We start from the raw sequence: 13,183 nt of genomic DNA on the forward strand, positions 1-13,183 counted from the left end.
AACTGATGCTGGACAATCCATCGCTGCGCTGCCCGGAGTGCAGCTCGTTCGAGCTGCGGGCGTCGTTCGTGGAGTACGCCGACGGGCGCCGGGATGTCTCCGCCTTCACCTGCAGCCGGTGCTCGTTCGACTGGGAGGTCTGGGAGACGCCGGCGTTCGCCGCGCCCAACTACGCGAGCGCCTACGCCGGTGCGCCCGCGCTGGTGGACGAGGAGCTCGCCCTGGTGCTGCTGACCGAGGGCGTCAAGGAGCGCGCCACGCAGGCGCTCACCGGCAAGGGCCTGCCGCTGGACAGCAGCGAGCACCGGATCGTGTTCCTGCGGAAGGCGGCCTGGCTGGACCGGGCGGCCCGCGAGCGGGAGGTGGACTGGTACCTCGGGCGCTACAGCGATGCCGAGGTCAACGACGCGAGCGGCAAGGCCGTGAAGGCGGCGTTCGAGTTCCTGAAGTTCGACCTGGACCACGGCGGCGTCTACACCGAGGGCCCGATCGGAGCGGGCTCGCCGGAGTGGGACATCGCGGGCGGGAGCCGGGCGTACGTGCGCCAGGAGTACCGCGAGCTCCTGGACCAGGAGCAGCGCGACGACGTCGACGCGGGGGAGGGGTCGGCGTGATGCGCCGTGCCGATGCCCGCGTGTGGGGAGCGGCCCGCAGCTTCGAGGACCTGGCCCGGCTTACGGCCGACTGGCTGGAGGGCTCCCTGGTCTCGCACCCCAACGGCCATCACGACGGGCCCGATGAGGAGACCGGTCCGCTCACGGGCCTGCTGGCCGCGGCGAACCGCGGCGGGTTCCTCACCGAGTCCAGCCAGCCCAGCGAACTCGCCGAACACGAAGGGGAGCCGTGGCATCAGCGGGCCTTCGTCTCCGGGTTCACCGGTCCCGGCCTCGCCGGTGTGCTGGGCGAGGTGGCGCGGCAGGCCGGGCTCGTCACCCGCGTCTACCTGCCCGCCGGACGCCCGATGCTGGACGGCGGCGCCGTCGACGTGACCCGGTGGGGCGAGCGGATCAACACCGGCGCCGGCCACTTCCTGGGGCCCCGCGCCGTGCGCCAGATCTTCCTCGGCTGCCGCAGGGAGGCCGTGCAGAAGGTCGTCATGACCTGGCAAGTCACCCTCATTGACCCCGAATGGGGCCGGAACGATCTGCTGTGGGCGACGGTGCGCCGGGCGCTCGCGGCCCACCAGGAGCTGGAGAAGAAGGAAGGTGCGCGGCAGTGAATCAGGACGTGGCATGGGGCGGGGAGTGGCGGCACGAAGCGTGCGGTGCCTCCGGTGATGCCGTGTGGGAGGACGAGGACACCGCGTACTCCGGGCACGAGTGCGACCAGGACGGCGAGGTGACCTGGAGCGCGGAGTGGAAGTGCCACGGCTGCGGCGCCTCGGGCCTGGTCGAGCTCGAGGACGACACCACGACGTACGCCGACCACGACGAATGCGACCCCGAGGACGTTCGGGAATGGAAGGAGCTGACGGCATGAGCACCGCTGAGACTCCCGCCGGACGGGACCTGACACTGATCACGACGGCCGGGGCCGTGGACCTGATGGCGGCCGTCACCGAGGGCCCGCCCGACATGGTCAGGGGCCGCGCGATCCCGACCGTGGACGTGGTCTTCGCCTCGCGGTGCCGGGACTGCGGACAGGCTGAACGCCGCGACAGCGCCAACCTGTGGCGCGACAGCTGGGAGTCGATCTCCGCCAGCCCGCACTTCGCGAGTACCGGGTGGGGCAAGTGGGCCCGCGAACACCCCGAGGAATGCCCGGAGCGGCTCCGTACGATCGCCCGCTACCTGACGGCCGGCGGGGCCGTCGTGACGGTGACCAACCGGCATGACTCCAGCTGCGACGGCTGCGGCCAGGCCGATCACAGTGACAGCGAGCCGTCCGCCCGCGAGTGGGCGCAGAGCCATGCCGAGCGGTGCCGCGCGATGCCCTCCGATGAAGGGGATCAGGCATGAGCGGCGCCACGGTGAGTGTGGTCTTCGAGCCCGCGTGGGAGGACAACCCGACCTGGGAGGGGAGCGAGTTGTATGCCGACCTCGCCCGCGCCCAGGTGCTCGCGGCCGACGCGTACGTCCGCGAGATGTACGAGGTCCTGGACGAGGACGACGACGGGCCCGGCGAGCTCGTCTGGACGCCGAACGGCGGCGGTTGGGAGCTGACGGACGGCGGGAAGCCGACCCCGGTTTCGATCTGGCCGCGCACCGTCCAGGGCACCTCACAGGCCTCGCCGACGCAGCTGGAAGCGCACGACATGACGCTGGGGATGCTGGTCGCGGTGCTGATGCACCTGGGCGGCTCGGTCGATCTGCCCGCCGACGCGTTCGCCCCGGACGCACTGGGCACCGCCGACGGCCACCTGCACGCCGCCGCGTTCCAGCCCGTCGACGACAAGGTCCGCCTGTACGTCGTGCCGCGGCCAGCCGACTACGACGGCGGCATCGTCTTCCCCGACGACGCGGGGGAGGGGTGAGCCGCCCGCCCGACACCGTCCGCCCGACTACGCCGCCGACCACCACGATCGAGAGAAGGCCGACCATGAACATCCGTCCCGAGACCGTTGATCCCCGCGCCCTGGTCATCGCCCAGCAGCGTCAGCGCATCACGCACGAGGCCTACGGCACCACCGCGAACTGGAACCGGCTGACGCCGGATGAGCAGAAGCTCATGGTCGAAGAGGCCGCGACCTGGCTGCGCGCCGCCGTCGAGGCCGGCATCGTGCCACTCGCGGAGAAGCCGACCCGCGACCACTACGCCGTGTACCTCGATGAGTACGGCTACGTGTGGGGCGAGTACGACGGCGACGACATCCTGCGCCTGGTCCAGGTCAGCGAGCAGGCGCAGTCCAAGGAGCTCCTCGAGGAGCAGGGCGCCGAGTTCCGCCTCATCGGTTGGCACCAGTGATGAGCGCCGTGGACGAGCTCGAGCTGCTGCGCCAGCAGATGGCGCTGGTCTCGGAGTTCAGGGTGCCGGTCCCGGACAGCGGCGCCGGCGGGTACGCGGAGATCGTGGTGTGCCGTGAGCGGACCGGCGTCGACCGGTGGGCGGTGACCGACGGGTCGCTGACGGGCCTGCGGGCCTGGGTGGCGGGCGAGGGCTGGCAGTACGTCAGCGACGTCGGGCGCACGGTGGCATACGCCCACGAGCGGGACGCGGCGCTGGCCCTGGCCCGGCAGGTCGCGGAGCTCGAGGCGGCTTGCTACGGCGCGGAGATCGACGCGCTGCGTGCACAGGACCAGGACGGCGAACGGTAGAACGACTGGATCAGGTCGAAGGGCGCCCGACTCCACCAGGAGCGGGCGCCCTTCGTCGTACGGTCGGGGCACTCGGTTCGCACCTGGGAGGGGCTTCGCGGTGAACAAGCATGCTCTGGCGTACGTACGCCGTCTCGACATCGCCGATGCGACGGCGCGGCGGGTGTTCCTGCTGCTGGCGGAGCGCACCGATGCTCCCGGAGACCGGTATCGGCCGGAGGACGTTCCCGAGATCATGGGTCTGGAGCTGCAGGACGCGGACATCCCGGCACTCGCCCAGCGGGCCGGGCTCGATGCGGAGGGGTTCCGCGAGCAGCTGCGCGGGCTGAAGCAGCACGTGCGGATGGATGTCCTCGAACACAGCGACGGCGTCTGGGAGATCGTGTACGGGCCGTCGTACACCCGCCCGCCGAAGCCGCGGCCGACCGCGCCGGATCTGACACGCGGCGGCCCGCACCCGTTCTGGCTGCCGGGCTGGGAGAAGTACAGCACCTGGGGCTACGACAGCGACCCGAGCGGCCAGACGCACCTGTACGCGCAGCTGATCCCCAACCAGGACGGCCCGGATGCCGCGCCGCGCGTCTGGATCACTCCGCCTGCGCAGGTGGCACGAGACCTGGACGAGTTGGCGGCCGCCGTTGCCGAGGGGCTCAATCCGTACATGCTGGTGCGGCTGCCGGTCTCGGAGGTGAAGCGGTGGCTGACCAAGCCTCCCGGGTCCTGGGGGTGATGCTGTCCCCGATCGACGCTCATGATCGGTGACACGGTGACGGTGCAGGTCAGCGGGCATGTGGCGGACGTAGGTGGTGCATGGCGCAGGCCTTGGCCGGGCCTGTGACCTGCGCTGTCACCGTTCTTTCGGCCGTCAGGCCCGTTGATCGCTTCTTCCGAGGCTCTGACCTGGGCTGTCGCCGTTGTCACCGGTGTAGCCGTTGGTTCGGCAGGTTCGTTATGGGTGTTGATCTTTGCTCGGTCGTTGCGGGCAGTCCGGCGAGGCCACCCACCGGCAGCTCGGGGCGCGGCCGGCGCAGTGCGGGCAGAGTTCGGTGACCGACGTGAGCGGTAGTCCGTGCACCCAGCGCAGGCACGAGGTGGAGCGCATCGGCCCGGCTTCGGCGGGACGGTGGTGGAGGTCGGGCAGCTGGTTCCAGCGGCTCTCCGGTGTCATCCGGCCGCGCGGCATCTCCTGGTCGGTCTGCTGGCCGTGGAGCTCCAGCCAGTAGGTGAGCGGCGCGCTTTCGCGGCCGTCGACGATGCCCGGCGTCTTGAACCGGTCGGCGACCTCTGCGCGCCACTCGCGGGCGGAGGCCTTGGGGTCCGTGGCGCGGAGCGTCTCCCAGGTGTTCAGCGCGTCGGCCAGGAGGAGGGCCTCGGGGTAGACGACGGCGGGGGCCGCTCGGCGGCGGTGCTTCGGGAAACCGAGGGTGTTCTCGCGTTCGCGCCATTGGTCGTGGGCGACTTGGCGGCTGGTCCACCACCACAGCGTGATCTGATGTGCGTCGGCGACCAGGGCGTCACCGGCCGGGCCCAGCTTGTGGTCGAGGGCCCGGTGGTCGCGCAGAGCGGCACCGATCTCCGGCAGGGGCGTGGTGTCGATGAGGTAGCCGTTGTCGTCGCCGCACTGCCAGCGCCGGCCGCAGGTACAGGGGCGCCAGCGGTGTCCGTCGGCGACCAGCCAGGCGCCGTCCTCCAGGCACAGCGGGCAGGCCTTGAGCGGGCCCTCGCCTGCCGCCTCCGGCCAGAGGCTGATGCGGACTTCGGCTCCGGCGGTGCCCAGCAGCTTCTCGGGACGCAGGCCGGGCAGCGCGCGGCGCAGCTGGTCTTCGTCGCGTTCCACGAGTTCCGCGAGGCGGGTGACGGCTTTCTGGCTGAGCCGGGTCTCCTGCAGGTTCGGGTGAACGGGAGCGAAGGTGCCGCCCGGCAGGCGGCCCTGGTGGAGCGCCTTGAGGAGTCGGCCGGCCTCGATCCCGTTGGCGGCCGCGGTGCGCGCGAGGTAGGAGGCGGTCGTCTCCCCATGGATCAGCGGGACACGGATCGGCAGGTCGGTCTTCTTCAGCGGCTTGCTGGTGGTGCGGGGCTTCGGTGCGCCCTTGGTGCCCTGGGTCATGTGCAGACCGTTCCACATCCGGCCTGTGGACGGAGTCGGCGTGTCAGTACGGCCTCGGACGCGGGGGAGGGGTTCACCGGATGCGGGCGGGCTCGGTGCCGCCAAGGAAGCGACGCGGGAGGGGAGTTCGGCAGGGCTGGGCGCGAACTGGCCGGATGGTGCGGGGAGTTGGCCGAAGATGACCCTAGCCACTGCTGTACGCATCTCGTACAGTTCTTGGTGTACGAGATACGTACAGAACATTGGAAGGGGAGACCCGTGGAGCACAAGCTCAGCACCACCGAGGACGGCCAGATGGAGCTCACGATCCGCTGGAACAAGGAGCAGGACGACCCGATGGGCTTCCTCTACGGCTGGGTCGCCAAGGGCCACCTCGAGTCGTTCCTGCGCACGTTCCCCAAGCCCGGCGAGGGCGGCAACCCCACCGACGCCGACGACGCCTACCACCTGGCCCTCGGGCTGAACTGGCTGGCGGAGCACACCGACCGGCGCCTGGAGCTCCTCCTGCTGCTCCTGCGCGACCAGTACAAGGCCTCCTGGGGCACCCTGGCCGCCGCGCTGGACGCGCCCCGCTCCACCGCGAAGTCCCGCTACCAGAAGGTCGCCAAGCAGTACGCGGAGCACGGCGACTACGTGGACGAGACCGGCCTGCGCTCCGGCCCGCCGGCCGAGGTGAAGAAGCTGGTCGCCGACCGCCTCAGCTCCCGCGACCTCCAGGACAACCTGATCGAGAAGGCCGTGGCCAAGCTCAAGGCCGGCGACCGCGTCCGGGACCGCCGCAACCCCGACCGGCAGGGCGCCGTCGTGGAGCCGAAGTGGGGCCAGTGGGTCATCGACTGGGACGACGAGGGCGAGCTGCTGACCTCCGGCGAGGACATCGTCCCGCTCGGCTGACACGGCGAGGCGGCCAACTCACTGTCCAGGCGACTGGCCGCCCCGCCCCTCCCGCCTCCCGTACACGAGAAGAGGAGAACCCTCATGGTCTCGCACACCGAAACGATCGCCACGTTCGCCGCTGTGTTCGCCACGCTCTGGGTCGCCCACACCGTCGGTGATCACTGGGTGCAGTCCAGCGCGCAGAGCGCCGCCAAGGGCAAGCCCGGCTGGACCGGGCGGCTCGCAGACACCCGCCACGTCATCGGCCTGACCCTCACCAAGGCCGTGCTCCTGGCCCTCGCCGCGCTCGTCCTGGACCTGCGCCTCACCGCCGTCGGGCTGACCGCCGGCCTCGCCCTGGACGCCGGTTCACATTGGTGGGCGGACCGACGCTCCACCCTCGCCTGGCTCGCCAAGGTCACGAACAAGACCGAGTTCTACAACCTCGGAACCGGCGCGCACCCGGCCCACCCGACCACCGCCGACGGCACGCCCTCCGCGCACATCGGGACCGGCGCCTATGCCCTCGATCAGTCATTCCACGCTCTGTTCCTGTTCTTCGCCGCCCTGATCATCGCCGCCGTCTGACACCCGCGACCTGGAAGGACATCCCCACCATGAGCAGCACGCCGAAGATGCCGCTGGACCAGGAGCTCGCCGCGGCCGTCGCCATCGTCCGCGTCGGCCTGGACCGGATCCGAGATGCCGCGACCCGCACCGAGGACGTCGCCCCGCACATCGCCGCCCTGCGCGCCCTGTACGACCAGAGCGACACGGAGGCCGGCGTCCTGGCGGCCGTCGCCGACGTCATCGGCACCATCAGCACCTCGCTCACCGAGGTCGGCCACGCCGAGAGCCAGTCGGCCGTCGAGCTCCTGGACGAGGCGCAGGCCTACGCCCAGGACAGCACCGGCGAGCGCATCTACCGCGCCCTGGAGAAGCTCGCGCCGCTCCTGGTCTGCAAGGAGTGCGGGCAGCAGAAGCCGGACGTGAAGGTGATGCCGGACCCGTTCACCGAGGCCCTGGCCCCGGAGCGCGACGACCACGAGCTGATGCCGCTCTGCCACGACTGCGCCACCGCCCGCTTCGAGGAGAGCTGACCGGCCGACCCTCGCAAAGAGGAAACGGGAAACATCGCCAACTCCCTGTCGCCGCACCGCGGCGGCAGGGAGGGTGAAGGCACCGCCCCACCCTGACGAACAAGGAGAGCTCCCCCATGCGCGACTACAGCGGCAGCGAATTCCCCTGGGTCCACGTCCACACCTTCGGCTTCGACCACGGCGTCCCGGAGACCGTGATCGGCTGCCTCCTGGTCGACCTGCGTGGCGTCGACTTCGACGACCCCAACCTGCAGGACCACCTCAAGGGCAGGGACGGGAAGGACCCGGACGTCATCGAGCACGTGATGTCCTCCAGCGGGGCGTTCACCAAGCTCGAGCAGACCGTGGGCCAGGCCAAGGCCCTGCTCGACTTCAACGCGAAGAAGAACTTCATCCTCCGCGTCCTGATCGGCGACCACGACGGCCGCACCCGCTGCGTGGTCGTGGGCGACGCCGTGGCGGAGATCCTCAACGGCCGCGGCATCCCGGCCGAGGTGGAGCACCACCACCTCGCCGCCGGCGCCCAGAAGTGAACGTGTCCGGGACTGCTGATACCAGCCCCGGACACTCCGCCCAGCACACCACACCCTCGGGCCCCGCACCCCGGCGGGGCCCGCCCGCTTCCTGGAGGTCCCCATGCCTGCAACGCCCCAGGTCATCATCACCTCGTACGGCGCCCGCTGGAACGACCCGCCCCGCCACGACGGGCCGGTGCTCACGCTCGATGTCTCCGGCACGCTGTGGGATCCGGCCGCGACCGCCATCACCCGGGACCTGGTCCCGCACACCGGCCTGCACCCGGATGTCCGCAACCACGTGCTGGCCACCCCGGGCGCCGGCCGACTCGTCGGCAATACCGGCCGGGACGCGCTCGCCCTGGCCGCGCGCCGCGGCGAGCCGGTCCACCTCGATGTCCACTGCTGGTACGGCCGTCACCGCGCCGTTGCCGTGGCCGAAGAGGTCGCCAACTGGCTGCGCGGCCGCGGTGCCGACGTCACGGTTGTCCACCGCCACATCGCCCGTCCGCTCGTCCACCGCGATCCGACCATCGGCGCCACGTGCGTGTTCTGCCAGATCGTCGCGGGCACCGCGCCCGCCACCGTGGTGCGCGAATGGGACGACGCGCTCGCCATCAAGCCGCGCGGCGGCGTCAATGCCGGGCACACCCTGGTCATCCCGCGCCGCCACGTCGACAACGCCCTCGTAGACCCGGCCATCACCGCGCTCACGATGGCCCGAGCTGCCGAGCTGGGCGCCGAACTCGGCTGCGACCTCAACGTCATTACCAGCGTCGGCGCTGCGGCGACGCAGACCGTCTTCCACCTTCACGTACATCTGGTGCCGCGCACGGCGGACGACGGGCTGCCGCTTCCCTGGACCCCGCAGCAGACCGCGCACGCCGCCGCTGCCGCCCTCAACTGACCCACCAGGCCCGTCCCGGAACGGCCGGGCCGCTCCCTCCCTTCAGCGCCGCCAGGGGTCTCGCAGAGTGCTCTGCGCGGACCGCTGGCGGCGCTGTCGTACAAGCCGGACGCGGGGAGGGGGTCGGCGGCCGCGGTGCCGCATCGTCACCCGTTCGAGGGACGGCGCTGCGCACGGCCGCCACGGGATGCTTGAGGGCATGGACAACGGCATGGTCGGTCCCGCAGGCGCCATACCTACGCGAGCCGACCTCATCGAGTACGGCGTGCTCGTCGACGTCCCGGCTCCGGTCGCCCGCGCTGCGGGGATCACGGTCCCCGTGGCGTTCAGCGCGCCCGCCTGGCAGACGTACGTCGGCGACGAACCCGAGGGCCAGTTGCCGGCCGTCCTGGCCGCGGTCGTGCGCTCCCTCACCCGAGCCCCTCACGCGGAGAGCCTGGTGATCACGGGCGCGCCCACGGTGTCCGGCCAGCCTGCCCTCAGCCACGAGCAGCTGCACGGTGAGGCGCATCCCGGCGATGCCGGGGAGCCGGCGCTGCTCCTGCTGCTCCCCGGCGACTACTGATCCGGGGTGTCACGCCGGGTGTCACGCACCGCTGTCACGTCGACTGTCACGCACCCTCTGACCTGCACATATACCCATAAGAGGCGTTCCGGGTGCCAGCGTGACAGTCGGCGTGACACCCCAGATCAGTGCTGGTCGATCCAGGCCAGGCCCTCGCGGTCGAGGACCTCGGTCGCGCGGGTGACGGCGACGTAGGCCGCCATCGCGTACGACGGCTCGACACGTCCGGCGGAGCCGTTCTCCCGTCGCGGGGGCGGCGGGAAGTCGCTCGCGATCCGCACCTTCGGCCACTCCAGTCCCTTGGCCTTGTGCACAGTGGAGATCACCACGCTCGCCGACTGCTCGTCCGGTGCCATGGCGTCCGCGGCCTTGATGATGCGCCGCGGCCCGTGCTCGTTGACCACGTCCACGAAGGCCTTGAGGTCGGCGCCGTCCGGGGTGTCCGCGTACTCGCAGACCTCGTCCCAGGAGGTGAAGGCGGCCAGCTCTGGATGCGTGGTCGCGTTCCGCTGCTGCAGCTCCTCGCAGGCCTCCGCCAGCTTCCTCACCTTCTTGGAGCCGCCGACCAGGGTCGGGCGCTGGCCGGCGGCGAGCAGGTTGAGGGCGAGCACCACCGCCTTGCCGTTCGTACGGCACAGGATCGCGTCCGGGTCCTGCAGACCGCCCGTGATGACCCGGGTGTCGAGGTGCGGGCTCCCCTTCAGCCGCATCGAGGTGTCCAGCTTCGCGAGCCACCGGTTCGCCTCGTCCGCGGCCGCCGGCCCGAACCGCCACGACTGGGTCAGCATCAGGCGCCGCTGCGCGGGCCACGACGCCATCGCGTCGACCGCGCCCCGCCACTCGTACATCTGCTGGCAGGAGTCGCCGACCGCGATCAGCTGGGTGTCCCGCTGGTTCTGGACCACCTGCGCGAGCACGGGGTTGGAGTCCTGCGCCTCGTCCAGCATCACGTACGCGTAGCCCATCTGGGGCTCCTCCAGGGCCCACAGCTTCAGGTACACGTCCGGAGGGAAGTGCAGTCGCCCGGCCGGTGAGGAGAGGTCCGCCCAGGCCTTGAGCGCCATCGGCAGCACCGCGTCCCGCAGCTGCTGCGCCTCGGTCGGCGTGAGCAGCGACGGGACGGGCACGTGCTGCTTCTCGATCTGCGAGTCGGCGCTGTGACACCACCGCACCACGGTCTGCGTCGCCATCTCCGCCAGGCGCGCGGGCCCGTACCGGCGGTGGCCGTTCACCTGGAACACCTCGTCTATCCCGAGGATCTCCGCCTGCTTCACTCCGGACAGCCGCGGGGAGTTGAGCCGCTCCTTGTAGCGGTAGCCGACAGCGGCGTACGCGAGCTTGTGCGCGTTCTTGCACGTCACGTCCTCGGGGAAGACCTTCTGCCCAGCCAGGATCGAGGCCTTGGTGAACGTCGTATACAGGCCGCGGTCCGGCATCCGCTTCGCCATCATCACCAGCGTCGACGTCTTCCCCGTGCCCGCGCCGGCGTCGACCACCATGGACTCGCCCCGTGTCCCACCCTCGATCACCTCCTCTTGTTCTCCGGTCGGCCGGCGGTCTTTCCGTACGAGTGGTGCCGCGGTCGACGTCGGCTTCGCGGCGGTCGGCTCGGTCAGCAGCGGACGCGGGGGAGGGGTGGCCGGGGTGAGGCGTCCGATGGCGTCCAGGGCCTCCACGGCGCGCTGCGCGTGGTCCTGGAGCTCCAGGAGCTCCAGTTCGTCCAGAGGCTCCAGAGCGCGCGTCTCGCGCGTCAGGCCAGCCGCTGCCTGCCGCAGCGCGGCGAGGGTCTGCCAGGCCCTCGCCTTCAACTCCCAGGGAGTCGGCGCCGGTTCGTTGTCGTGATCTCGAATCGTCATGCAGCGACCTTGAGCCGGTCAGGGGCCGGATGGCCAGCGCGGATCGTCCTGAAGCGCCTGATCTCCCGCAGGGTGACTTTTTTTCTGCTTTCGCGTCCCGGCCTGCGGGAACGCCGCTCTTCCGCCGGGCGGCCACACCCCGTACGAACAAGCGGAGAGCGCAGCGGACGCCTGGTCCGCCGCGCTCTCCGTACGTCGCTGCGAGCGCCCCTCAGCCCACCGTCGCGGCGGCGTCGACAGGGGCGCGCGGGGTGAGCTTGGCCAGCGGAGAGGGCCGGCCTTTCGGTGTCGCCTTGACCTGCTCCCAGTCGATCGCCGGGTGGACCAGGAGCAGCTCCAGGTCGCCGACGCGGAAGAGCGGCACGGTGGGCGCGGCCCGGCGCGGGTGCCGGCTGTTGCGCACCCACAAGGTGGGCTCCAGCCACTTCGCCTTGATCAGGTGCTCCAGATCCGGGAGCCGGATGCCCAGGTGCGCGGCCGCGTCGCCGCGGGTGAGCAGCCGCCCGTTGCGCTGCGCCTTCTCCAGGACCGCGAGGTCATCGAAGTGCTCGAGCGCCTGGCCGTCGTAGAGGTCGTATCCCTTGTACTCGCCGACGCTCTCGATCGCTCCGACGCGATCCAGCTCGATCAGGACCTCGGAGTGGACCTCGATGCCGAACCGCTCGCTGAGCACGTCAGCGGCGCGGCCGGCGCCCATGTCCGGCAGCGTGCCGGTAGCAGCCCGGATCTCCTCCGCCCGCGCGGCCACCTCGTCGACGACGGCCGCGGACCAGCGGCAGCCGTCGACGTCGGCCGGGGGGATCAGGCCCTTCTTCAGGGCCCGCTCGAAGCGCCACAGCTCGAAGTCGATCCGGTCAGGGAACTGGATCGGCCCGTAGTCCTTCGGCGCCTTCTTGGCGGGCTTCTGGTCCTGCGTCAGCTTCTGCTCCGTCACGTTGCGTCGCCTCCACGAGGGTTGGTCACGGCGCCGCCGCGCCGCGTCTCCTGTAAGGGAAGGTAGCCGTGCACAGCCGGTCCCGCAACTCACGCAAGCCGCTGACCATTGCGTTTCTAGTTTGCATACTTAGAGCGGAGTTCGGCGGCGGCAGCGATCCCACGCTCCAGCCCACCCCTCCACACATCACCCACCGTCGTCACGCTGAGCGCGAGGCGGGCGTACTCCTCCAGCGGCCCCTCCAAGTCCTTCGGGTCGACGACGTACCGCTTCGGCACCATCCCCGGATGCCGATCCCGCCAGTCCCGCAGCGCCTCGATCGACTTCACCGACGTGAACCAGCAGGCCGCGTACACCTTCCGCGCCAGCGGCTGAGGCAGCCGCAGCGGCACCGACTTGGGGTACCCGCCATCCCGCGATCCGGGCCAGCGCCCCGGATCCATCGCCTCCTCCGGCACCGCCGGCCAGCGCCGATCCCACCAGCCGCGGGCCCTCATCTCCAGTTCGATACCGTGTATGGCGAGCACGTCGACGGTGTCGAGCAGCTCGCCGGCCTTCCTCAGCCGCTCCATCTCGCGCCGCCGCGCCGCTCGAACCCGCGCAGCCTCCTGACGCGTCATGCCCACCACGATCCACCGCTCGTCACCCTCAAGTTCCTTGCGGTGCTTCTTCTGCGCCTCAAGTTCCTCGTTGAGGCGCTCCCGCGTCTGCAGCCTGACCTTCGCGGTCACCTGGTGCTTGCCCCGCTTCTCCATGGCGCTCATCATCCCATTCCTAGTTTGCAAACCTCATCAGGTCGCGGCGCGAAGCGACGCGGGGGCGGGGTCGCCCTCGGGCCGGCCCCGGCGAGGCGCCCGGCCGCCGGGGCCGGGTCGGCGCAGCGCGCCGACGATCACTCCGCCGAACTCGCCCCGGCGCCGCCGGAGTTGACGACGCATCAGGACCCGGGAGGGAGGCGCGGAGCGCCGGACCCGCGGAGAGGGGCGCAGCGCGCCCCACTACCCGCTGCGCGAGCGCTTCGGCCTGGAGCCGGAGGATCTGAACATCGACCTGGGGCCGCTCGGCAAAC

At 71.1% G+C, this 13,183-nt stretch carries 18 protein-coding genes; 14 read left to right on the forward strand and 4 right to left on the reverse strand.

Going from position 1 to position 13,183, the window contains the following annotated elements:
* Positions 1-5 precede the first annotated feature (5 nt).
* The 8 genes from ABZ135_RS32860 (at position 6) to ABZ135_RS32895 (ending at position 3,984) form a co-directional block, all read left to right on the forward strand.
* Positions 6-614, forward strand: coding sequence for a hypothetical protein (locus tag ABZ135_RS32860; RefSeq protein ID WP_356701038.1), 609 nt, complete (start codon positions 6-8; stop codon positions 612-614).
* A complete protein-coding gene (locus tag ABZ135_RS32865; RefSeq protein WP_356701040.1) occupies positions 614-1,219 on the forward strand; it encodes a hypothetical protein in 606 nt (201 codons plus the stop codon). The genes ABZ135_RS32860 and ABZ135_RS32865 overlap by 1 nt, the downstream gene beginning before the upstream one ends.
* Positions 1,216-1,479 (forward strand): hypothetical protein, encoded by a 264-nt coding sequence (locus tag ABZ135_RS32870; protein ID WP_356701041.1) that lies wholly within the window; start codon positions 1,216-1,218, stop codon positions 1,477-1,479. The genes ABZ135_RS32865 and ABZ135_RS32870 overlap by 4 nt, the downstream gene beginning before the upstream one ends.
* On the forward strand, positions 1,476-1,958 hold the full coding sequence (locus ABZ135_RS32875; protein WP_356701043.1) for a hypothetical protein: 483 nt from the start codon (positions 1,476-1,478) through the stop codon (positions 1,956-1,958). Before ABZ135_RS32870 ends, ABZ135_RS32875 begins: the two co-directional genes overlap by 4 nt.
* Positions 1,955-2,473, forward strand: a complete 519-nt coding sequence (locus ABZ135_RS32880; RefSeq protein WP_356701044.1) for a hypothetical protein — start codon at positions 1,955-1,957, stop codon at positions 2,471-2,473. The genes ABZ135_RS32875 and ABZ135_RS32880 overlap by 4 nt, the downstream gene beginning before the upstream one ends.
* Positions 2,474-2,538: 65 nt before the next feature.
* On the forward strand, positions 2,539-2,904 hold the full coding sequence (locus ABZ135_RS32885; RefSeq protein ID WP_356701046.1) for a hypothetical protein: 366 nt from the start codon (positions 2,539-2,541) through the stop codon (positions 2,902-2,904).
* 8 nt (positions 2,905-2,912) lie between these two features.
* On the forward strand, positions 2,913-3,254 hold the full coding sequence (locus ABZ135_RS32890) for a hypothetical protein (RefSeq protein ID WP_356701048.1): 342 nt from the start codon (positions 2,913-2,915) through the stop codon (positions 3,252-3,254).
* Positions 3,255-3,354: 100 nt separating this feature from the next.
* Positions 3,355-3,984, forward strand: coding sequence for a hypothetical protein (locus tag ABZ135_RS32895; protein ID WP_356701049.1), 630 nt, complete (start codon positions 3,355-3,357; stop codon positions 3,982-3,984).
* A 219-nt stretch (positions 3,985-4,203) separates the two neighbouring features.
* Here the strand turns inward: ABZ135_RS32895 and ABZ135_RS32900 are convergent, their stop codons facing one another.
* Positions 4,204-5,361: a TniQ family protein gene (locus ABZ135_RS32900; RefSeq protein ID WP_356701050.1), complete on the reverse strand. Its 1,158-nt coding sequence runs from the start codon at positions 5,359-5,361 to the stop codon at positions 4,204-4,206.
* A 258-nt stretch (positions 5,362-5,619) separates the two neighbouring features.
* Here ABZ135_RS32900 and ABZ135_RS32905 point away from each other — a divergent pair, with 258 nt between their 5' ends.
* From ABZ135_RS32905 to ABZ135_RS32930, 6 genes are all read left to right on the forward strand, one after another.
* Complete coding sequence (locus ABZ135_RS32905) at positions 5,620-6,255, forward strand: hypothetical protein (protein ID WP_356701052.1); 636 nt, start codon at positions 5,620-5,622, stop codon at positions 6,253-6,255.
* An 84-nt stretch (positions 6,256-6,339) separates the two neighbouring features.
* Positions 6,340-6,825: a transcriptional regulator gene (locus tag ABZ135_RS32910; protein ID WP_356701054.1), complete on the forward strand. Its 486-nt coding sequence runs from the start codon at positions 6,340-6,342 to the stop codon at positions 6,823-6,825.
* A 29-nt stretch (positions 6,826-6,854) separates the two neighbouring features.
* Positions 6,855-7,337, forward strand: coding sequence for a hypothetical protein (locus ABZ135_RS32915; protein ID WP_356701056.1), 483 nt, complete (start codon positions 6,855-6,857; stop codon positions 7,335-7,337).
* 116 nt (positions 7,338-7,453) lie between these two features.
* The gene (locus ABZ135_RS32920) at positions 7,454-7,870 is read left to right on the forward strand and encodes an RNase adapter RapZ (protein ID WP_356701058.1); all 417 of its coding nucleotides are present in this window, start codon (positions 7,454-7,456) and stop codon (positions 7,868-7,870) included.
* A gap of 103 nt (positions 7,871-7,973) precedes the next feature.
* Positions 7,974-8,759, forward strand: a complete 786-nt coding sequence (locus tag ABZ135_RS32925; RefSeq protein WP_356701059.1) for an HIT domain-containing protein — start codon at positions 7,974-7,976, stop codon at positions 8,757-8,759.
* Positions 8,760-8,958: 199 nt separating this feature from the next.
* Positions 8,959-9,324 (forward strand): hypothetical protein, encoded by a 366-nt coding sequence (locus ABZ135_RS32930; protein WP_356701061.1) that lies wholly within the window; start codon positions 8,959-8,961, stop codon positions 9,322-9,324.
* Between the two features lie 125 nt (positions 9,325-9,449).
* Here ABZ135_RS32930 and ABZ135_RS32935 read toward each other — a convergent pair whose 3' ends face one another.
* From ABZ135_RS32935 to ABZ135_RS32945, 3 genes are all read right to left on the reverse strand, one after another.
* Positions 9,450-11,180: a UvrD-helicase domain-containing protein gene (locus ABZ135_RS32935; protein WP_356701062.1), complete on the reverse strand. Its 1,731-nt coding sequence runs from the start codon at positions 11,178-11,180 to the stop codon at positions 9,450-9,452.
* 211 nt (positions 11,181-11,391) lie between these two features.
* Positions 11,392-12,114: a hypothetical protein gene (locus ABZ135_RS32940; protein WP_356701064.1), complete on the reverse strand. Its 723-nt coding sequence runs from the start codon at positions 12,112-12,114 to the stop codon at positions 11,392-11,394.
* 116 nt (positions 12,115-12,230) lie between these two features.
* Positions 12,231-12,878, reverse strand: a complete 648-nt coding sequence (locus tag ABZ135_RS32945; RefSeq protein WP_356701065.1) for a hypothetical protein — start codon at positions 12,876-12,878, stop codon at positions 12,231-12,233.
* Positions 12,879-13,183: the final 305 nt, after the last annotated feature.

It is taken from the genome of Streptomyces sp. NPDC006339, assembly GCF_040612775.1.
In the GTDB taxonomy this organism is placed as follows: domain Bacteria; phylum Actinomycetota; class Actinomycetes; order Streptomycetales; family Streptomycetaceae; genus Streptomyces.